This is a genomic window from Gordonia sp. 852002-50816_SCH5313054-c (assembly GCF_001665925.1).
Classification (GTDB): domain Bacteria; phylum Actinomycetota; class Actinomycetes; order Mycobacteriales; family Mycobacteriaceae; genus Gordonia; species Gordonia jacobaea.
The window spans coordinates 56,424-77,597 of record NZ_LZTE01000037.1 but is presented as its reverse complement, the minus strand read 5'-3'; the positions used below and the strand labels follow the sequence as shown (position 1 = coordinate 77,597).

Genomic DNA, 21,174 nt, shown 5'->3' with positions numbered 1-21,174 from the left:
TCGGCTCCTCGCCCTCAGAGGTCACGCCCACCCTCCACCTCTCACGAATGCACAACCACTCAACGAATGCCGCCTCGCTCAGGCCTGCTCACCAACAGAGTAGTCATGGTGTCAGACTGTTCTGGCACCAACGTCGAAGGAGTTCGTTCGATGTCCATCACGCTGCTAACCCGCGACGGCTGCTCGGCCTGCGAGGCCGCCCGCGCCGACCTGGATCGGATCTGCGGCGAGCTGTCCGTCGAGTTCGACATCGTCGACGTCGACGCCGCCGCGAACTCCGGCGACGTCGAGCTACGCGCCGAGTACGGCGACCGTCTGCCCGTCGTCCTGCTCGACGGCGAAGAGCACAGCTACTGGGAGGTCGACGAGCCGCGGTTGCGCGCCGACCTCGACGCCGCCAAGCGCTGAACGCCCGAGCGCGCGGCGAAACCCTGAACCCGCGAACTCCCCGAACTCCCGCCGCGGGTCGCGTGCCGAGCGTCGAAGGCCGCGTATTACGCTGATCCTTCGGTCGGGTTAGTCGAAAGTGAGTGTGCGCAATGGCTATCGGGTCGGCGTCTGATCGCATCCCCGAGCCGTCGGTGACGCGCCTGGCCACCTACCTCCACGTTCTGCGCTCCCTGGGGCAGCGGGGCATTCTGATCGCCTCCAGCGGCCAACTGGCGACCGCGGCGGGAGTCAACCCGGCCATCCTCCGCAAAGATCTGTCCCATGTCGGCGCCAACGGCGTACGCGGCGTCGGATACGACGTCGGACGCCTCACCGCCCGCATCGCGCTCGCACTGCACACCGACACCGTCCACACCGTCGTGCTCGTCGGCGCAGGCACCCTCGGTCGCCTACTCGTCGCGCACACAGCCACCGACCGCACCTTCCGGGTCGTCGCGATGTTCGACGACGATCCGGACGTCATAGGGACCGTCGTCGACGACGTGGTGGTCTCCCCGTGCGCCGGTCTCGCTTCTCTTGCGAACGATCCGTCGATCGGCCAGGTCGACATCGGGGTGATCGCCACCGGTCCTGACAAGGCACAACGCGCAGCTGACGCGTTGATCGCCGCGGGAATCCGGCAACTGCTGAACGTGACCGCCGCAACGTTGTCGACGGACTCCGATGTCGTCGTCAGACAGGTTGATCTAGCCTTGGAGTTGCAGGTGCTGACGTTCCACGCGTCACGCACCCCGTTGTCTGTCGGGGAAGATGGGCAGCAGGGCCATGTCGACCTGCCTGTGGACGTGCCGCTCAGGGCCAAGGGGCCCGGCGACGATCTGGCTGTTGACCAACTGCCGGGGGTCGGCGTCGCGGACGTGCCCAGAACAGACATACGGAGTGTGGGTCAAGGATGATGAGTGCGAGATCTGCGATGGAGACGGTGACGCGGTGAGTGTTCTGCTGTTCGGAATCAGCCATCGGAGCGCACCCGTCGACGTTCTGGAGCGACTCGCGGTCGCCGACCATGACCGGCCCAAGCTCGTCGACGACCTGCTGTCGTCGCGTGCGATCTCCGAGGCGATGCTCGTCTCCACCTGCAATCGCGTCGAGATCTACGCCGTCGTCGACGCATTCCACCCCGCACTCGAAGCCGTTGGTGACGTGCTCGGCGACCATTCCGGGCTTTCCATCAACGACCTCACCCGCCACGCGTACGTCCGCTACTCCGAGGCCGCCGTCGAGCATCTGTTCACCGTCGCCGCAGGCCTCGACTCGATCGTCGTCGGCGAGCAGCAGATCCTCGGTCAGATCCGCAACGCCTACCTCGACGCCGACGCCAACAAGACCACCGGCCGTACCCTGCACGAGCTCGCCCAGCACGCCCTGCGCGTCGGCAAGCGGGTGCACTCCGAGACCGGAATCGACCGCGCGGGGGCGTCGGTCGTGTCGGTTGCGCTGCATCGCGCCCAGCATCTGCTGCAGAAGGCGGCGCCAGAGATCGATCCCGAGCAGTCGCTGCGCAGAGCCGTAGTCATCGGCGCCGGCGCCATGGGGGGTCTTGCGACCGCCCAGTTGGCCCGTGAAGGCGTCCGCGAGCTTGTCGTGGTGAACCGGACCGTCGCCAACGCGGAGCACCTCGCAGGCAATATCGCGGCCAATCATCCCGGAGTCGCCGTGCGCGGCGTCGGATTCGACGATCTGCCTGCCGTAATGGCCTCCGCGGACGTCGTCGTCGCATGCACGGGTTCCATCGGGACCGTCGTCGGCGTCGGCGAGGTGCATTCGGCACTGGCCGCACGTACCGCTGTGCAGCCGCTGATCATCTGCGACCTGGGGCTGCCCCGCAACGTCGATCCCGCCGCGGCGCGCCTGCCCGGCGTCCACGTCATCGACATCGAGAGTCTGCGCGGCGATTCCGAGGCACAGGCCGCGCACGACGACACCGCCGCTGCCCGCTCGATCGTCGGCGGCGAGCTCTCCGACTACCTGACCCTGCAGCGTCAGGCCGAGGTCACGCCGACCGTCGCGGCGCTGCGTCAACGCGCAGCCGACGTCGTCGAGGCGGAGATTCTCCGGCTCGAGACCCGCCTGCCCGACCTCGAGGGCGCTCAGCGCGACGAGGTCGCCAAAACTGTTCGACGCGTCGTCGACAAACTGCTGCATGCCCCCACTGTCCGGGTCAAACAACTCGCGTCGACGCCCAACGGCGACCACTACGCCGAGGCGCTGCGTGAACTCTTCGAGCTCAAGCCGGGCGCTGCCGAGGCCGTCTCGGCGCCGGAGAGCGGTCTGGGCGACAAGCATGGCGTCGGCGAAACGTCGGCCGATCAGGGAGAGCGTTGAGCCCCATTCGCATCGGTACGCGAGGCTCGCTGCTCGCCCGTACCCAGTCTCAGACCATCGCCGACGCCCTGACCGCCAACGGGCATCCCGCAGAGCTGGTCATCATCAAGACGGCGGGTGACGCGTCGGCGGCCCCGGTCGCCGAGATCGGCGTCGGAGTGTTCACGACGGCCATCCGCAACGCGCTGCATGCGGGCGAAGTCGACGTCGCCGTCCACTCCTACAAGGACCTGCCGACAGCACCCGATCCGGGCCTGGTAGTCGCGGCCGTCCCGCCCCGGGAAGATCCACGAGATGCGCTGGTCAGCAGGGGTAACCTCGTACTCGGGGCGCTTCCTCCCGGCGCGACGATCGGCACGTCCTCCCCGCGAAGGGCGGCACAGCTTAAAGCATTGGGTCTCGGTTTGGAAATCCGCCCCCTAAGAGGCAACCTAGATTCTCGGTTGGGCAAAGTCGCCGGCGGCGAACTCGACGCAGTCGTTGTCGCCCGTGCCGGACTCGTCCGCATCGGCAGGGCCGAAGAGGTCACCGAAGCGTTCGATCCCGTGGTGCTGTTACCAGCACCGGCGCAGGGTGCACTGGCAGTTGAGTGCCGCTCCGACGATGCCGAACTGGTGAGAATTCTCGCCGAGTTGGACGACGAGGCCACCCGCGTGGCGGTCGACGCCGAGCGTGCGGTATTGGCGGCTCTCGAAGCCGGATGTACCGCACCGGTCGGTGCGATAGCCGAAGTGGTCGAGTCGATCGATGAGGACGGGCGCATCTTCGCCGAACTGTCGCTCCGTGCGGCGGTGGCGGCCGAGGACGGATCCGATGTGATCCGCGCTTCGGTGGTGGGTCCGGTCGACAACGCCACACAACTCGGACGAGGCCTCGCCGCCGAACTGCTGGATCTGGGAGCGGGCGAACTCGTCAACTCCTGAGCAGCAGAGAAGAACTGCAGCCCTCTCGACGAGGGCAGGAGAGTGCGAACGCATGAGCCGTACGAAGAAGGCCAATCCGGGTCGAATCCTCTTCGTGGGATCGGGTCCCGGCGATCCCGAACTGCTAACCGTGCGTGCGCGGACAGTGATCGCGAATGCGACGACCGCCTTCATCGATCCCGACGTTCCAGCAGCCGTCGTGGCGATGATCGGCTCCGCCCACCGGCAGGAGCTCGCGGAATCCGCGCGTAAGAGCACCAAGAACGACACGAAGAAGGCCGACGAGGCCACCGACGAGAACGAGTCCGACGACTCGGCGACCGCCGCGGACGACACCGTCGAGGAGCAGGACCAGATCGTCCATCCCGCACTCGGCGATCCCGCTGAGGTCGCTCGCACCCTCGTCGCCGCGGCGAAGGAGGGCGACGACGTCGTCCGCGTCGTCTCCGGTGATCCGCTGACGACCGATTCGGTGCTGTCCGAGGTCAACGCCGTCTCGCGCACCTCGGTCGCATTCGAGGTGCTGCCAGGACTGCCTGCGGCTTCCGTGGTCCCGAGCTACGCGGGCATGCCGCTGGGTTCGAGCCACACCGAGGCCGACGTCCGCGCCGAAGGCGTCGACTGGGCCGCGCTCGCCGCAGCACCGGGACCGCTGGTGCTGCACGCGACGTCGGGCCATCTGGCCGAGACCGCGAGCGCACTGACCGAGCACGGTCTCGCCCCACAGACGCCCGTCGCGATCACGATCAACGGCACCACCTGCGCACAGCGCACCATCGAGGCGACGCTGGCCACGCTCAACGAGCAGGGCAACGCGCTGAGCGGACCGCTGATCCTCACGATCGGCAAGGTCGTCAGCCAGCGCGGCAAGCTCTCCTGGTGGGAGTCGCGCGCACTCTACGGCTGGACCGTGCTGGTGCCCCGCACCAAGGACCAGGCAGGCGACATGAGCGAACGCCTCGTCAGCCACGGCGCTGTGCCCAAGGAAGTGCCGACCATCGCGGTCGAGCCGCCCCGCAGCCCTGCTCAGATGGAGCGCGCCGTCAAGGGACTCGTCGACGGTCGCTACCAGTGGGTCGTGTTCACCTCGACCAACGCGGTGCGTGCCGTGTGGGAGAAGTTCGCCGAGTTCGGACTCGACGCCCGCGCGTTCTCCGGGGTGAAGATCGCCTGCGTCGGCGAAGCGACGGCCGAGAAGGTCCGGACCTTCGGCATCAACCCCGAGTTGGTTCCGTCCGGCGAGCAGTCGAGCCTCGGACTCCTCGAAGACTTCCCGCCGTACGACGACGTCTTCGACCCGGTCGACCGAATCCTGTTGCCACGCGCCGACATTGCCACCGAGACCCTCTCGGAGGGTCTGCGCGATCGCGGTTGGGAGATCGACGACGTCACCGCGTACCGCACCGTGCGGGCAGCACCGCCGCCCGCCGAGACGCGCGAGATGATCAAGACCGGCGGATTCGACGCCGTCTGCTTCACCTCGAGCTCGACGGTCCGCAACCTGGTCGGCATCGCCGGAAAGCCGCACGCGCGCACCATCGTTGCGTGCATCGGCCCCAAGACTGCCGAGACCGCAACCGAATTCGGACTGCGCGTCGACGTTCAGCCGGAGTCGGCGTCGGTGACCGAACTGGTCGACGCCCTCGCCGAGCACGCCGCTCGCCTGCGGGCCGAGGGCGCGTTGCCTCCTCCGCGCAAGAAGTCGCGGCGGTCGCGGTCGTAGAGGTGGGGCGTATGGCACCGGTTATTCGTCCCCGCAGGTTGCGCACCACACCGGCGATGCGTCGGTTGGTCGCGCAAAACGCGCTGCGCCCAGCCGATCTCGTGCTGCCGATGTTCGTCGCCGACGGCATCGACGATCCGCGTCCGATCGGATCGATGCCCGGCGTCGTGCAGCACACGCTCGACTCGCTGCGTAAAGCGGCCGACGAAGCCGTGCGCGCGGGCGTCGGCGGGCTGATGCTCTTCGGTGTTCCCAAGGCCGAGGACAAGGACGCGATAGGGTCCGGCGCTGATGATCCGGACGGCATCCTCAATCGCGGATTGCGTGTTCTCGCAGACGATCTCGGTGATTCGACCGTGCTGATGGCCGACACCTGCCTCGACGAGTTCACCGACCACGGGCACTGCGGCGTGCTGTCCGACGACGGCCGAGTCGACAACGATGCGACGCTCGAGCGCTACGTGTCGATGTCGCTCGCGCAGGCTCGTGCCGGTGCGCACCTTCTGGGTCCGTCGGGGATGATGGACGGCCAGGTCGCCGAGATTCGTGCCGCGCTCGACGCCGAAGGTCTCACCGACACAGGCATTCTCGCGTACTCGGCGAAGTATGCGTCCGCGTTCTACGGCCCGTTCCGCGAGGCTGTCGGCTCGTCGCTGCAGGGCGATCGTCGTACCTACCAACAGGATTCGGCCAACCGCACCGAGGCGCTCCGCGAAGTGCACCTCGACCTCGACGAGGGCGCCGACATCGTGATGGTCAAGCCCGCCATGAGCTACCTCGACATCGTCCGCGACGTCGCCGAGATCTCCGACGTTCCCGTCGCGGCCTACCAGATCTCGGGCGAGTACTCGATGATCACCGCCGCCGCCGAGCGCGGCTGGATCGACCGCGACGCCGCCATCCTCGAGTCACTGACCTCGATCAAACGCGCAGGCGCCTCGATCATCCTGACGTACTGGGCGACCGAGGTCGCCGCCAAGCTGGCCTAGGCCGCTTTACCGCTGGTCGCGCGGCGCGCGCTTTCTCGCTGGTCGAGCGGGCCCGAGCGCAGCGAGGACCCGAGTCGAGACCACCCCACTCGCTGGTAATGCGGGGCTGCCTCAACCGCTTGTCGAGCGGGCCCGAGCGGAGCGAGGACCCGAGTCGAGACCACTTCGCACCGCCGCTGGCCGCCTTCTCGCTGGTCGGGCGGTCCGGCATTTCCCGCTGGTCGAGCGGGCCCGAGCGCAGCGAGGACCCGAGTCGAGACCACTTCGCGCAGCCGTCGGGTACCGGCGACCGTGGTGGTCCCGCTGCGTACACGATCGTGACGTCAGCGGGTGGCGATCGAAATTATTGTCGTGGCCTCGCGCTGGCGTCCGAGTTGTGTACGTGGCCGCGCTCAGCAGGTCCTCGTCGCGCCTTCCCGCTGGCCGTGCGAGACCCGCACCGCTAGTCGGGCGAGGCCGCCTTTCCCGCTGGTCGAGCGGGCCCGAGCGGAGCGAGGTCCCGAGTCGAGACCACACGCGCCGGCCGCCGGGCCCGTCCCCGCTGGCTGGACGGCGCGGCCACAACCGCTGGTCGAGCGGGCCCGAGCGCAGCGAGGTCCCGAGTCGAGACCACTTCGCGCAGCCGTCGGGTATCGGCGGCCGTGGTGGTCCGGCGTGCGTACACAATCGTGACGTCAGCGGGTGGCGATCGAAATTATTGTCGTGGCCTCGCGCTGGCGTCCGAGTTGTGTACGTAGCCGCGCTCCGCAGGTCCTCATCGCGCACCAAGCTGCGTTCATTACGCTGGAGCTATGTCGCATTTTCTCGATCCGCGTCGCGACCCCGCGTCCGCGCAGCCCGACGGGCAGAACAAGCGCCCGAAGCTGCCCGACTCGGTGGCGATCGCGTGTGAGCTGTGGATTGTCGTGGTCATCGCCAGGATAGTCACGGCCGTCGCGCAGTATCCGACCCTGCGCGACATGATGAACCAGCGAGCCTCCGACCTCCCCGCCGATACCCCGCGCGCAGAGGTAGACCTCATGACGTCCTCGGGCTTCCTGATCGCGATTACGGTGATCACCGCGGTTGTCCTGTCCGCGATCTCGTTGACCTTCGTCTGGTTTGTGCGCAAGGGATACAACTGGGCGCGGGTCCTGCTCGGTGCGATGGGGGTTTTCGTCCTCATCGACATGGCCTTCTCGCTGATCGGGGGCGTCGATCCCTGGTGGACCGGTATTCCGCTGACCATCGGTGGCATCGCTGCGCTGGGCGCGACCATCCTCCTCCTGAGACGTGAGTCGGACGCCTACTGCCGCGCGATGGCCGACTACCGCCGACCGCAGACCACGCCGCTCGGGTACCCCGCGCCTCCCGCGTACCCACCTCAGTACCCGCAGGCCCCGCCGTACCAGCAGACACCGCCGTACCAGCAGACTCCGACGTACCCTCAGGCTCCGCCCTACCAGCAGACACCGCCGTACCCGCAGGCCGCGCCTCCGTCGTACGGACAAGCACCCGACCAGCCTCCGGTAGGCGGCCAGTATCCCGACAACGCCAACTATCCCCAGAACTCGCCGACGTCCTGGGAAGAAGAGGCGCGACTCCGGGGCTGGCAGCCGCCGACGACCAGCGAGGCGGCATCACCCCAGAGCAGGTCACCCCAAAACGCAACACCCCAGACCGGATCGCTGCAGAAAGATCCGAATACAGTCGGCACGCCGTCGGGAACGGGCCACGGCGACTACGCTTCCGAAGAGGGGGACCGATCCGTCGAGGCGCGTCTCCACAGCCACGAGAACGAGTCGACGCCGCACAGCGAGCCGTCGACAGACAGAAAGCAAAGCAGTGACCCTTCCTGACGCAAGTAAACGCCCGAAGATGGTGACCTGGGCGTATCGATGCTGGATAGCGTCCGGCGTTCTGTTGGGACTGCTCGGTGTCGTCTACATCCTGGCAGGCATTTTCGCCGACGGCCCGACGCTGCTTCCGATCGGGATCGGGATCATCGTGATCGCGGTCGGCGTGGCGTACGTGCTGCTCGGCAGCAAGGCCTACGTCGGGGATGCTCGTTGGCGCTCCTCGTTGGCGGCGCTGACGCTGGTCGTGGTGATCATGCTGGTGTTCCTCAGTTTCGGCGATCCTGCCCTGGCGTTCACGCTGCTCGCAGCAGTCATCGGACTCTTGGGATCGTTGTTCGCCTACCGGCCGGAAGCCGACGCGTGGTTCAACGCCGGCAGCCCACCCGAGTGCCCGGAGAAGTCGACGTCGGGCAAGGGTAAGTCGGGCGGCAAGGGTCGCGTCGCGAACGGCAAGAGCAGGCCGGGCGGTAATACACGCCCCGCCGAGAACCGATCGGGCGCCAACGGCGCCGCCTCCGCGCGGAACAAGCAGGACCGGAAACGGGACAGAGCGTGAGCTCTGCCGCTGACGATCCCGCCGATGGCAGCGCAGAACCCGCAGAGTCAGCGGATAGCAGCGTCGAGCCTGAAGGCGATGTCGGTAGCGAGGAATCGACCGACGGCAACAAAGCCCCCACCGACGAGTCCGAAGAAGCCGCACAACCCGAACAGACCGCAGATCTCGCCGACCCCGAGGAACCCGCCGAGCCCGAGGACCCCGCAAACCCGATCCCGGCGCCCGAGGATCGTGGCGAGACGTTGTTCGTCGAGCAGGGCGGAAGTTGGTGGGTCGTGGCGATCGGTCCGGTGCTCGCGGGTGCCGTGCTCGCGATGGACATCGCAGGCCCCGGCCGCGTGCACTGGCTGTGGATTTCGGTCCTCGGAGCGATCATCACGCTGTTCTCGATCGTCCAGGTGTATGCGGCGCGCCGTCACGTCGGCGTCGAACTGACCGAGACCACGCTGCAGCAGGGGACACTGCTGATGGCGCTCGCCGACATCGAGAAGATCTACCCGGCCAACAATGGCGCCGAACACGAGAAGTGGGAGAGCGCTCCGGCGCTCGGAGAACTCGCGGGTGTTCCGCGACGGCGCAAGGGCGTCGGCGTGAAGCTCGTCGACGGCAAGCTCGCCCAGGCGTGGGCCCGCGACGTCGAACGATTCCGGCAGGAACTCACCGAGGCGCACCTCGCGGTGCAACTCGGTGTGTCCCCGCGGGGGCCGAGCAGCTAACCCAGCCCCCGACCACTCAGTGGTTGTCGATCATCGGCGCGCCCATGAGTTCCTCGGGGATGCCGAATGCGTCGACGAGCGTCGCCGCGTGGGGACGAAGGTCTTGGCAGAGTTCATTGACGCCGCGTCGAATCGCCTTGGCGCGCTCCACGGAGATGTGGCGATGCATCATGAACCAGCCGAGGTCGGCCTCGAGGGCCGAGTAGACGAACAGATCGCACACCTTGCCGAGTACCTCGGCCGCGGCGCGTGAATCGCAGTCGTTGATGGCTTGTACGAACGCCTCCAGCACGATCCGCTCGGTGCGAGCCTGCCCGACCTTGAGCAGATGGTCCTGCGCGTTGTTGAACACCTCGAACGCATCGTTGTCGTCGTTGGTAGCTCGACGCAGACGCTGCGCGCAGGTGCGCACCAGATGGTCCTCGCGGTTGCGGAAGAGTCGAAGCTGAGTACCACGGTTGGTCAGCGCCGACTTCTCGGTGTCTTCGTCCGAACTCTCCAGGAGTGTCTGAACCACTTGTCGCGCAGCGGTTTTCTCGACGACGACGTCGCGCGCCATCGACGCGATGAACCGCACCCAACCGCCTGCCGACAGGCCTTGGACGTCGTCGGCGTAGGCCGAAAGCACTTCCTTGGCGATGAGCTGGGTGAGCACGGTGTTGTCGCCCTCGAACGTGGTGAAGACGTCGATGTCGCCGCGGATGATCGAGATCTGGTTCTCGTCGAGATAGCCTGCGCCGCCGCATGCTTCGCGAGCGACATTGATCGCGTGAGATGCGTGCCATGTCGCGTACGCCTTGAGTCCTGCGGCGTTGGCTTCGAGCTCGCGCTGGCGACCCGCCTTGGAATCGTCGGCAGAGCCGTCGGGCGATTCGGCCGGGGTGTCGGACTGCACCTCGTGAAGTTCTTCGGTGAGCTCGTTCTGTGCGAATGCGATGGCGTACGACTTCGCGATGAGCGGCAGCAGCTTTCGCTGGTGACCGAGATAGTCGAGGATGACGATCTCTTCCTCGTCGCCCGGGGCGTCGAATTGCCTGCGCACCAAGCCATATCGTGTGGCGATCGCCAACGCCTTACGCGACGCGGCTCCGGCGGTGGCCGCAACCGTGATCCGACCGCGGATGAGTGTGCCGAGCATGGTGAAGAAGCGTCGGTTGGGGTTCTCGATCGGCGACGAGTACGTGCCGTCGTCCTCGACGTCGGCATAGCGGTTGAGGAGGTTGTCCTTCGGTATGCGCACCTCGTCGAACATGATGCGTCCGTTGTCGACGCCGGGCAGTCCGCCCTTGTAGCCGCAGTCGCTCGTCGTCACACCGGGAAGGTCGTTGCCGTCGGCGTCGCGGATCGGCACCACAAAGCAGTGCACGCCATAGCTTTCCGGCTCCTGGCCGGGACCGGCAGTGATCAACTGCGCGAAAACCGATGCCATGCGGGCGTGTTCGGCAGCGCCGCCGATGTAATCCTTGCGGGCCGACGGTGTCGGCGAGTGGATCACGAATTCCTTGGTGGCTGCGTCGTACGTCGCGGTCGTCTCGAGTTCCTGCACGTTGGAACCGTGCCCGGTCTCGGTCATGGCGAAGCAGCCGAGGAGGTCGAGGCTGATGGTGTCGGCGACGTACTTCTCGTGATGCCTTGCGGTGCCGAGGTTTTCGACGGCGCCGCCGAACAGTCCCCACTGCACTCCCGCCTTGACCATCAGGGACAGGTCGGCGTAGCCGAGCATCTCGATCGCGGTGATCGACGCCCCGACGTCGCCTGTGCCGCCGTGGTCGGCGCCGAATCCGGCAGCCGCGAATCCTTCGTCGGACAGTTCGCGCATCTCCTCGAGGATGCGCGCACGCGCCTGTTCGAGAGTTCGCGACGGATCGGGAAGCAGGTCGGCGCGGTTGGCGCGTCGTCGAACTTCATCTCGGGTGGCTCGCCAGCGTCCGTCGAGTACGTAGCGCAGGTTGTCGACGAGCAGACCGCGTTCGGCTTCGGACAGTTCGCTGGTGTCGGCGACTGCCGTGTCGATGCTGGGGTCGTCGTCGGTTGCTGGCGTCGAGGGACTCTCGGTTGGGGTCGACATGAGCTCTACGTTACGGATCGATTCCGACCGTGGGGGTCGATACCCGCGAGGACAGGCTTATGACGCGCGATGAACACCGACGGCCCGGTGCTTTCCGCCTGCGAAACCGTCGACGGCAGCATGTTTGCCCGGCGCCGCGTGAGCGCTCGAATGCTGGCCGAACGGCAACAGCGGGGCGACCGCGTCGGACACCTGCTTGCTGACATCGGCGACCTGCGTCCGGAGCGTCGAGAACGGGTCTGTCGGGGCCGGACGCGTTGCCGGCTTGGCGTGAGCAACCTGTGGCGCGGCGGAGTTCGGTGCCGTCGAGGGAGCCACGCGCTCGTCGTAGCCCTGGGTGGCACGCGTGCTGCTCATCGTGACCTGGCTGCGTACCTCGACACGAGGTTGACTCGACGCCGACTTTGGCTGCGCGCCAAACGATTCCGCGATTTGATCGAGGAAATCCTGTCCGGACTCCAGCGTGACCCCGAATGCCTTCTGCAGGCCCTCGATGTTGATCGCGATGTTCTCGTTGATCTGCTTGCCGACCGCGTCCATGTTCTTGTAGAACTCCGCGGTGCTCTCGCGCAGAGCCTCCGGTGTGGTCGCGGCGCGGGCGTCGGCGAGCAATTGCTGCTGGACCTTCGGGTCCTGCCCATTGCGCACCTCGATGTAGTCGAGGCGTGACTTCTCGTCGTAGTCGGGTCGGTTGTACACCCAGTTGTGCTCGGTCTGTGGTTGCCCGAAATCGAAGAACGAGTAGTAGTTGCCGAACAGATACTGTTTCGGCAGCGAATCCGGCGCGCCCTTGATCCCGCCGAGCTGGCAGGGGAGGCAGTACGTGCCCTCGACGTTGGGGTTCAGACCGATCCACGACGCCTTGCCCAGGCGATTGAGTGCCTTGAGCCACTGGTCGGCGGTGGGCGCGGGTCGATAGCCGGTCGGGTCCTGCGTCAGCGTTTCCCAGATTGCCTTCTGCGGTCCCCACGGGTCGAGCTTGTAGTACTTGCCGGACCAATCCGGCTGGATCTCGACAACCTTGCCCTCGGGAGTGGTGTAGGTCTCGTGGTTGGGATCGATGGTGTTGCGGATCTCCGGGAAGCGATAACCCAACACCAACTGCCAGGTGGGCACCTGCCCGTACTGGTCGAAGTAGAAGACGTCCGAACACGGACCGGGGATGCCGGTGCAGTTCTCCGTCATGGGCGCGTTGGCGGCCATGGTGATCCACCACTGTTCGAAATTCGCCTGTGCGACAAGCGGAATCGGCACCATCATCAGGGTGGTGCCTTCGAGCTTCTGCTTGTCCTGCTGGTCGAACCCGATGACGTTGGTCGGGATGTAGAGCCACCAGTTACTGGAATTCTCGAGCGCTTCACTCGTCTTGTTCATGCCCTCGTACTCGACGGCAGGCATGTTGGCGATCGTCTGAAGGAGGTTCGTCGGAATGTTCGCCACGGAGTTCCCGGCGAGCCGCACGCCGTTGTCGGCGGTCACAGTCGGCACCTGAACGTCGGGGGGAGTGGGCGTATGCGACGCCAACGCCGAGACGACGCCGACTCCGACAAGTGCAGCCCCCAACGCGGTGACCGGTCGCGACCCGCCGGTCCGTCGAGACATGCTTGTGGCGTCGACGTCGGTTTTCATCAGATGCGTCCCCCCATGGAACTCCGTCTGGCTTTGAGTAGCGATTGACTGTTGTCGTGTTGTGCCCTGCCTGGCGTGAGCATCCGCGACGTTGCGACCCCCGATGCCACCTCCTTCCGGGGGTGGCGTGCACACGAGTGTGGTCCATATCGTAGGAGCACGTCAACGTCGCGGGCCTCACCCCGCGTGTCATCGATGCCAAGCAGGGAGAACACTGTGTCGTCACAGACAACCGATGTCGCTGTCACCGCGCAACTCGACGCCGAATTCGGGCGCATCGACTCCGGGACCGCCAATCGCTCGGAAATGACGCCCCTTCGCTTCCTGCAGCGCTCGGTCGAGGTGTTCGGCGATCGCACCGCCATCCGTTACGGGGCGCGTTCGGCGACCTACTCGGAGTTCGGCGACGAGGTGCAGCGCCTTGCCCGGGTCCTCGAGTCGACGATCAGGCCAGGTGAGCGGATCGCCTACCTGGCACCCAACGTGCCCGAGTTGCTCGTCGCGCACTTCGCGGTGCCGCTCGCAGGCGGAGTTCTCGTCGCACTCAACTCACGCCTTGCAGGCCCCGAACTCGTCTACATCCTCAATCACGCCGGCGTCACCACACTGTTCTTCGACGCCGAGTTCCGACACACCGTCGCTTCCATCGCCGACGAAGTTCCTGACGTGACGTCGTACGTCGAGATCACCGACCTCGAGTTCGGTCCAACGCCGAGCGACGTCGAATCGTCGGGCATCAGTGGACTTCGCTCGTACGCTGACTTTCTCGCAGGCGCCGAGGAGCTTGATTCGACGCCGCTCCCGTGGACTGTCGACGACGAAGACCGTGTCATCAGCATCAACTACACGTCGGGGACGACGGGCAAGCCCAAGGGTGTGATGTACACGCATCGGGGCGCCTACCTCAACTCGCTGGGCGAAATGCACCACAACCAATTCACCGGCAGCACAAGGTATTTGTGGACGCTCCCCATGTTCCACTGCAACGGCTGGTGCACGCCCTGGGCGGTCACCGCTGCGTCGGCGATGCACGTGTGTCTACGTCTGGTGCGCGCAGACGCGGTGTGGGACGCCATCGATGACCTCGGAGTCACGAATCTGTGCGGTGCGCCAACGGTTCTCATCACGATCGCCGGATCGCCACGCGCGCATCGCCTCGACGCGCCGCTCCGGATCACCACGGCGGGCGCACCGCCGTCTCCGACGGTGATCGCAGCGCTTGCGGCGCTCGACATCGGTGTCGTCCACGTATACGGCCTCACCGAAAGCTATGGCCCGTACACGATCTGCGAGTACCAGGAAGCCTGGGACGATCTCGACCCCGCCGACAGGGCCGCGAAACTATCGCTGCAGGGTGTCGGAATGGTTCAGGCAGAACCCGCGCGTGTCGTCGAGCGCGGCGTCGTGCCACTTGTCGACGTGCCCGCCGACGGCTCGACGATCGGTGAGATCGTGTTGCGCGGCAACAACATCATGGCCGGGTACTTCAAAGATCCCGACGCGACTCGACAAGCGTTCGAGGGTGGATGGTTTCACACCGGCGACCTCGGCGTCATGCACCCGGACGGCTACATTCAGCTCCGCGATCGAGCCAAGGACATCATCATCTCGGGCGGCGAGAACATCTCGACGATCGAGGTCGAACAAGCGCTCGTCAGCCACGACGCGGTGCTCGACGTCGCGGTCGTCGGTGTCCCCGACGAGAAGTGGGGCGAACGGGCGAGGGCGTATGTGCTCCTGAAAGAGGGGCGGTCGCTGAGCTCCGACGAGTTGATCGAGTATGCACGAACTCTGTTGGCGGGCTACAAGATTCCACGCGACATCATCTTCGCCGACGAGTTGCCGCGCACGTCGACAGGCAAGGTGCTCAAGTTCGAGCTACGCAAGAACGCCGCGAATTGACCTGCGCCGCCGATCACATCGCGTAGCGCGCGAGCAGGTCGGCGCCGACGGCAGGCGGTACGAGTTCTTCGGGGAAGACCATGGCGGGTGTCGCGAACTGGCGGGTCCTCACCACGAACATGGTCCCGAGGTGTGCGACTCCGGTGATTGCCGACGCGTGCACAGAGTTCGTCGTCGGGCCCGCCGTCAGGGTGAGGCGATCGAACGAGAACTCACTCGACATCGGCGTGCCCGCAGGAGCGAATCTCGCCCACACGGCGATGATCCGACGGTAGGCAAAGAACGGCAGCGCGAGCGTGAGCACGAGGAGTGCGCAGCCATAGATCAGTACCGAGGACGACGAGTCGTCGCTTGCCGCCATGAACGCACCGAAGACGACGAGCAGAACGCCGAACCCGCCGAAGACAGCAGCCTGGACGACGAGCTGACGGCGCAGACCGAGCAACAGGGATTTCGCCGCCCGCGACGACATGTCGGGTCCTGCGATCATCTGGCTGCGCACCACACCCGGGGGTGGAGGCGGCGTCGTCGCGTCGAAGCGGGGGATTGACGGCAAAGTGTCGGGTCCTTGCGACGACGGAACGGTCACGCGATCTCCTCTGACTGGCGAGTGGTCGTCGAAAATGTAGCCGAGAACACCCGGGTCGACGCCGTCGTCGGCCCGGGTGTCGTTCGGCTGACCAAGCGCGAGGTTCTCCGCCGACCATCGGACAATCGGTGTTCCTTTCGCACACGTCGGACGGCCGCGTGTTGGCACAACGGGATGGCCACCAGCGATACTGAATCCATGGCACCGAGTGACACAGCGGGCGGATCGGTCGATCTCCGAACCCAGGTCGTCGCGGCGTCGATCCGTCTGTTCAGCGAAAACGGCTACGAGTCGACGACGGTCGATCAGATCGCGGCCGCCGCGGGCGTGTCGCGCCGAACCCTGTTTCGACAGTTCCGGTCGAAAGAGGACATGATCTTCGCCGACCATGAGGAACTGCTGACCGACGTGGCCGCGCAACTCGCCGACAGCGACGACGTCGACCCGCCGACTGCGGTGTGCGCAGCAGCCGAGCTGGTGTTCACGCACTTTCACAACACCCGTGACCTGGCGGTTCGACGCATGGACGTCGTATCTAAGGTGCCGACTCTGCGCGAGCGCGAGTTGGTTACGACGTATCGGTACCAGCGGGTTTTCGAGGAGTATCTGCGCAGTCGGCTACCCGACGAGTCGCCGGTCGACATCGTCGCGTTCGCCGCAGCGATCACCTCGGCGCACAACTACCTGCTGCGGTCGATGATCCGCGGCGACGCGGACGCGACGCTCGGTCGGTTGCGTCGAGACCTCGAACGGATTCGGATGGCCCTCGGTGCCAGCGGACGACCCGAGGTAGCTGTGATCACCTTCCCCGCAGGCGCGTCGGCACTCGAAATCTCGCGGGCGGTCAGCGAAAAGATCGGCTCGACGATCCCCGACTCCGGCACCTGACACTCTCCGATCGCCTGATCGGATGAATACGAGCGGGTCGCGAGTGATTCAAGCGCGAAATGGTCGCTGAAGTGCCATGATGTGGTCCGTGGTCGGCGTTGCCTGCCATGTGCTGTAGGTGGCGCGGCACCCGGGGGAGCAGTTTCGAGGAGTCTCCGTGAGTGTTCAGACTCAGCGGTACTCGCACGCGCTGCGTCGGGCGTGGATGGCGCCCGACGGTTACGACGCCGTGGTTGCGTCGATCAAATCCAGCGGGATGGGCGCACTTGTGCGCGGCTGCGTCGGCATGAGCGTTGTGCTCGTGGCGATCGGCGCAATGCTGTTGCTCGCGGTCGATGGTGGACCTGACACCACCATCGCACGAGCGGTCCTCGTCGCCGACAACGTGATTGCCCTGATCATCGGGATCAGTTGGCTGATCGCTCCGTCCTGGCCGTCGCGTCGGGGCTCTCTCATTCGCGTCTACGCGATGTGCATGTTGTACGGACTCTCGCTGTTCGTGATCGGGATGCCGCTCGTCGGGTTGGTCGGCTCATGTGCGTATGCGGCACTGGCCGCGTATGTCTCGCTTTTCCACAGTGTCCGACATCTGGCGGTGATCCTGGTTGTCGCGGGCGTGTTCATCTCCGTGCTGTATGCGCTGGTTGTCGTCGATCATCACGCGATGCTCGGTCTATTCATCTGCATGATCGCGGCGGTCACGATCGTCACCGTTCCGTTCGGCCAGCAGGTGGCGGTACTCGTCTTGCGCGACGACGCCGCCGAGTCCGACCATGACCCGCTCACCCGCGCGCTCAATCGGCGGGGTCTCGAGCGCCGATTCGACCTGCTCATTCGCGATCTCTCCACCGAAGTCGAACGCCGCGCGATCTTCATCGCCATCGACCTGGACAACTTCAAACGCATCAACGACACGTTCGGCCACGGCACCGGAGACAGAATTCTCTGCGACGTCGTACGTGCGATCGGGGACGTCGTCTCGCCGCGTGCCCTGGTGGCTCGGACCGGCGGGGAGGAATTCGCCGTCGTGTGTCCGCAGCCTTCGCTCACACGAGTGGAGCAGATCGGCGATCTGATACGGCAAGCGATCGCACAGTCGTCGCCGCAGTACGACGTGCGCGCGAGCGTCGGGCTGTGTCTGGTGACGCTCTGGCCGACATCGACGGTGTCGTCGAGCGCCGACGTGCTCTGCGCTGCGCTCAGCTCGTCGGATGCGGCGATGTACCGCGCGAAGCGCGCGGGCGGTGATCGCGTCGAATGGACGTAAGGGTGGCACCGAGTGTCGACAATGGGCTTGGAGGGCGAGTAATATGACACTCAGTGTCGCGTTCATGGGAACGCATCATCATCCTAAAATCATGTCATCGTTGACTGAATGAGGAGGCTCTCATGGGGTATGCCAACCCCGATTTCGATCTATTCCAGCTGCCAGAAGAGCATCTCGCGCTCCGCGAGGCGATTCGAGCACTCGCGCTCAAGGAAATTGAGCCGCACGCGGCAGACGTAGACGAGCGTTCACGATTCCCCGAAGAAGCGCTGAAGGCGCTGACGACCTCGGGGTTCAACGCGATCCACGTACCTGAGCAGTACGGGGGCCAGGGTGCAGACTCGGTGGCCGCATGCATCGTGATCGAAGAGGTGGCCCGAGTGGACGCTTCTGCTTCGCTGATCCCGGCGGTGAACAAGCTCGGCACGATGGGCCTGATCCTCAACGGATCGGAAGAGCTCAAGCAGCAGGTCCTGCCTTCCATTGCCTCCGGCGAAGCCATGGCGTCGTACGCCCTGTCGGAGCGTGAGGCCGGTTCTGACGCAGCGGCGATGAAGACGCGTGCGCGCAAGGACGGCGACAACTGGGTCATCAACGGCACCAAGTGTTGGATCACCAATGGCGGCAAGTCCACCTGGTACACCGTCATGGCGGTCACTGACCCCGACATGGGTGCTCACGGAATCTCGGCGTTCATGGTGCACAAGGACGATCCGGGTTTCACGGTCGGGCCGCTTGAAAAGAAGCTGGGCATCAAGGGTTCGCCCACCGCGGAGCTGTACTTCGAAGACTGCACCATCCCCGCCGACCGCATCATCGGCGAGCCCGGTACCGGCTTCAAGACGGCACTCGAGACCCTCGACCACACCCGCCCGACGATCGGCGCGCAAGCCGTGGGTATCGCACAGGGTGCCCTCGACCAGGCCATCGAATACACAAAGCAGCGTCGCCAGTTCGACCGCCCGATCAGCACGTTCCAGGGCGTCGAGTTCATGATCGCCGACATGGCGATGAACATCATGGCAGCGCGCCTGATGGTCTACACCTCGGCCGCTCGCGCAGAGCGCGGCGAGAAGAACCTCGGCTTCATCAGCTCGGCATCGAAGTGCTTTGCCTCCGATGTCGCGATGCAGGTCACCACCGACGCCGTGCAGCTGTTCGGCGGCGCGGGCTACACGCGCGACTTCCCGGTCGAGCGCATGATGCGCGACGCCAAGATCACGCAGATCTACGAGGGCACCAACCAGATCCAGCGCGTCGTGATGAGCCGCGCGCTGCTGCGCTGACCTCCAATCTCGTTCGGCTACAACAGAATCAACGACGACGCCCCGCTCGGTTCGTGAGCGGGGCGTCGTCGTATCAGTGTCGTCAGCCTGCGTAGGCCGGTTGGAACAGCAGGTTGGCGCGCTGTGCCTTGGCGGCGTCGCGGAAGTTCTTCATCGCGCGCGGCATGTGGAAGTTATTGGTGACGACCACCGCTCCGGTGGCGCCCAGCGACTTGAGCATGCGGACAGTGAACTCGGCGTTCTGGACTGTCGAGGTCGACGCCGACTCGTTCACCATCTGCCACATCGGGACCCCGCGATGGATCAGGCCGATGTTCATGAACTGCGCTTCGGACACAGGCAGCCACCAGGTGTCGCCGCCGGACACGATCACACGGTTGAAGGGATGGGTGCGCGCAAGCCGGGCACCGACATTCATGCGCTGCTGCAGGATCGCGGGCGGCTGCCCCAACACCCCCTGCTTTGCGCCGAGCACCACGATGTATCGAGTCGGCGGACTCTGCCACAGGAACACACTGTTGGCGCTCAACAGGTCTGAGCTGCCGAGATCTACGCTGCCCGCGTTGATGTCGGCGTGGGCAGGAGCAGCGGCGACCGCGCCGCCCGCGAGAGCTGTCGTCAGGGCCAGCAGCACCGCGGCGCTACGCAGTCGGAGATCTGTTCGTAGACGCATGCGGCCATCCTACGGAGAAGGTTGTACGCGCTAAAGGCCACAAGGATCACTTCAGCAACAATTCTCACGAATGTAACGTTGCGATTGGGCGTGTCGACTGCGCGTTGCGTAGTGCCGAGTGGGCGCTCGGGAGCGTCGAGTGGGCGTCTCGTAGTGCCGAGTGGGCGCTTGAGATTGCCGAGTGGGCGTCCCGTAGTGCCGAGTGGGCGCTCGAGAGTGTCGACTGGGCGCTTGAGAGTGCCGAGTGGGCGTTGCGTCGTGCCGAGTAGGCGTAGCCAGGGGGCGTCGACTTGGACGCGCCAGAAATCGGATGGATCTAATCGCACTATCTCTGCGTCCAAGCACCATGACTCCATTTGATGCATCACCCGTAGATTCGCCTGAGGTCGTGAAGCGCAGGGCAACGCTCAGCGTCACCGGTATCAGCGCCAGCGAGTTCGACTCGACGTTCCGTCGACTTCGTGGCAGCGGCTACATACTCAAGTCGACGCTCATGACGGCTCGACAACGAATCGTCGCCGTTGCGCAGCAGGCTCAGGGCGACGTCGTGGTCGCTGGCATGGCAGCACTGATCATGCACGGAAGTGTTTGGTACGACGAGGATTTCACCATCGAGCTGATCCGCGGCACGAGCTGCTCCGGCCGACCCGCGAAGGGATCCGTCACTCATCGCCTCGACCTCGACCCTGCAGACATCGTGACCATCGACGGAATCAAGGTCACGAGCGCGATCAGGACGGCCTTCGACATCGGCCGCATTCGGTTCGCGTCACGCGCGCTCGGATACCTCGACGCCCTGGCACGCGCTACCGACCTCGACGTCGCCGCGCTGGAAAAGTACACAGCTACGCAGAAGGGTAGGCGCAACGTGGTGCAACTGCGGCGACTGATACCGCTGATCGACAGCCGAATCGAGTCGCCCACCGAGGCATGGCTGCTCTTGACCATTCTGGAGGGCGGACTACCGGCGCCCGACCTCCAGATCGAGGTTCGCGACGGAACAGGGGAGATCTACGCGCGCATCGACATGGGATACGAGGCACTCAAGATCGGCATCGAGTACGACGGCGAGTACCACACCAGGCCTGGTCAGCAGGTTCGCGACGCCGAACGTCGCGCACGGCTGCACGACGACGGATGGCTGATGATCTACGTCGACAAGGCCAAGCTCCGCGACAACCCGTACGCCGTCCTAGCCGAGATCCGACAGGCGCTTCACCGGCGAGGTGCGTATTTCGACTAGACCGGAGCGCCCAGTCGGCACGACGAGGCGCCCGGTCGACGCTCTCGAGCGCCCAGTCGACGGTCTGGAGCGCCCAGTCGACGCTCTGGGGCGCCCAGTCGACGCTCTG

Annotated in this window: 18 protein-coding genes; 14 read left to right on the top strand and 4 right to left on the bottom strand. The window is 65.6% G+C overall.

The genetic code is table 11. From position 1 onward, the window contains the following. The first annotated feature begins 150 nt into the window (after positions 1-150). The 9 genes from A5788_RS09335 to A5788_RS09295 all read left to right on the top strand — a co-directional run bounded on the left by A5788_RS09335 (position 151) and on the right by A5788_RS09295 (position 9,520). A complete protein-coding gene (locus A5788_RS09335) occupies positions 151-408 on the top strand; it encodes a glutaredoxin family protein (protein ID WP_049700770.1) in 258 nt (85 codons plus the stop codon). 131 nt (positions 409-539) lie between these two features. Then, a complete protein-coding gene (locus A5788_RS09330; RefSeq protein WP_049700771.1) occupies positions 540-1,346 on the top strand; it encodes a redox-sensing transcriptional repressor Rex in 807 nt (268 codons plus the stop codon). Between the two features lie 34 nt (positions 1,347-1,380). Then, positions 1,381-2,775, top strand: coding sequence for a glutamyl-tRNA reductase (locus A5788_RS09325; protein ID WP_049700853.1), 1,395 nt, complete (start codon positions 1,381-1,383; stop codon positions 2,773-2,775). Beyond that, positions 2,772-3,698: a hydroxymethylbilane synthase gene (gene hemC / locus A5788_RS09320; RefSeq protein ID WP_049700772.1), complete on the top strand. Its 927-nt coding sequence runs from the start codon at positions 2,772-2,774 to the stop codon at positions 3,696-3,698. Before A5788_RS09325 ends, hemC begins: the two co-directional genes overlap by 4 nt. Before the next feature lie 52 nt (positions 3,699-3,750). Continuing rightward, positions 3,751-5,421: a uroporphyrinogen-III synthase gene (locus A5788_RS09315; protein ID WP_049700773.1), complete on the top strand. Its 1,671-nt coding sequence runs from the start codon at positions 3,751-3,753 to the stop codon at positions 5,419-5,421. Positions 5,422-5,432: 11 nt separating this feature from the next. Beyond that, positions 5,433-6,410 carry a porphobilinogen synthase gene (gene hemB, locus A5788_RS09310; RefSeq protein WP_049700774.1) on the top strand — a complete coding sequence of 326 codons (978 nt, stop codon included), beginning with the start codon at positions 5,433-5,435 and terminating at the stop codon, positions 6,408-6,410. 791 nt (positions 6,411-7,201) lie between these two features. Further along, complete coding sequence (locus A5788_RS09305; protein ID WP_064866544.1) at positions 7,202-8,248, top strand: DUF998 domain-containing protein; 1,047 nt, start codon at positions 7,202-7,204, stop codon at positions 8,246-8,248. After that, the gene (locus tag A5788_RS09300; protein ID WP_082937907.1) at positions 8,235-8,804 is read left to right on the top strand and encodes a hypothetical protein; all 570 of its coding nucleotides are present in this window, start codon (positions 8,235-8,237) and stop codon (positions 8,802-8,804) included. Before A5788_RS09305 ends, A5788_RS09300 begins: the two co-directional genes overlap by 14 nt. After that, positions 8,801-9,520 carry a hypothetical protein gene (locus tag A5788_RS09295; protein WP_049700777.1) on the top strand — a complete coding sequence of 240 codons (720 nt, stop codon included), beginning with the start codon at positions 8,801-8,803 and terminating at the stop codon, positions 9,518-9,520. Before A5788_RS09300 ends, A5788_RS09295 begins: the two co-directional genes overlap by 4 nt. Before the next feature lie 16 nt (positions 9,521-9,536). Here A5788_RS09295 and A5788_RS09290 read toward each other — a convergent pair whose 3' ends face one another. Both A5788_RS09290 and A5788_RS09285 read right to left on the bottom strand, forming a co-directional pair. Beyond that, positions 9,537-11,588, bottom strand: a complete 2,052-nt coding sequence (locus tag A5788_RS09290) for an acyl-CoA dehydrogenase family protein (protein WP_049700778.1) — start codon at positions 11,586-11,588, stop codon at positions 9,537-9,539. A 57-nt stretch (positions 11,589-11,645) separates the two neighbouring features. Further along, on the bottom strand, positions 11,646-13,217 hold the full coding sequence (locus tag A5788_RS09285) for a hypothetical protein (protein ID WP_064866542.1): 1,572 nt from the start codon (positions 13,215-13,217) through the stop codon (positions 11,646-11,648). A gap of 216 nt (positions 13,218-13,433) precedes the next feature. Here A5788_RS09285 and A5788_RS09280 point away from each other — a divergent pair, with 216 nt between their 5' ends. Next, positions 13,434-15,119, top strand: a complete 1,686-nt coding sequence (locus A5788_RS09280; protein WP_416259122.1) for an AMP-binding protein — start codon at positions 13,434-13,436, stop codon at positions 15,117-15,119. A gap of 13 nt (positions 15,120-15,132) precedes the next feature. Here A5788_RS09280 and A5788_RS09275 read toward each other — a convergent pair whose 3' ends face one another. After that, on the bottom strand, positions 15,133-15,708 hold the full coding sequence (locus A5788_RS09275) for a hypothetical protein (RefSeq protein ID WP_231894150.1): 576 nt from the start codon (positions 15,706-15,708) through the stop codon (positions 15,133-15,135). A 198-nt stretch (positions 15,709-15,906) separates the two neighbouring features. On the opposite strand from A5788_RS09275, the gene A5788_RS09270 reads away from it, so the two are divergent. The 3 genes from A5788_RS09270 (at position 15,907) to A5788_RS09260 (ending at position 19,149) form a co-directional block, all read left to right on the top strand. Then, positions 15,907-16,596, top strand: a complete 690-nt coding sequence (locus tag A5788_RS09270) for a TetR/AcrR family transcriptional regulator (protein ID WP_049700857.1) — start codon at positions 15,907-15,909, stop codon at positions 16,594-16,596. A gap of 157 nt (positions 16,597-16,753) precedes the next feature. Then, entirely contained in the window at positions 16,754-17,863 is a 1,110-nt protein-coding gene (locus tag A5788_RS09265) for a GGDEF domain-containing protein (RefSeq protein WP_064866540.1), read from the top strand. Between the two features lie 122 nt (positions 17,864-17,985). Beyond that, positions 17,986-19,149 (top strand): acyl-CoA dehydrogenase, encoded by a 1,164-nt coding sequence (locus A5788_RS09260; protein WP_049700780.1) that lies wholly within the window; start codon positions 17,986-17,988, stop codon positions 19,147-19,149. An 82-nt stretch (positions 19,150-19,231) separates the two neighbouring features. Here the strand turns inward: A5788_RS09260 and A5788_RS09255 are convergent, their stop codons facing one another. After that, positions 19,232-19,822, bottom strand: a complete 591-nt coding sequence (locus tag A5788_RS09255; RefSeq protein ID WP_049700781.1) for a YdcF family protein — start codon at positions 19,820-19,822, stop codon at positions 19,232-19,234. A 388-nt stretch (positions 19,823-20,210) separates the two neighbouring features. Between A5788_RS09255 and A5788_RS09250 the strand changes: the two genes are divergently transcribed. Next, positions 20,211-21,065 (top strand): endonuclease domain-containing protein, encoded by an 855-nt coding sequence (locus tag A5788_RS09250; RefSeq protein ID WP_231894151.1) that lies wholly within the window; start codon positions 20,211-20,213, stop codon positions 21,063-21,065. Positions 21,066-21,174 lie beyond the last annotated feature (109 nt).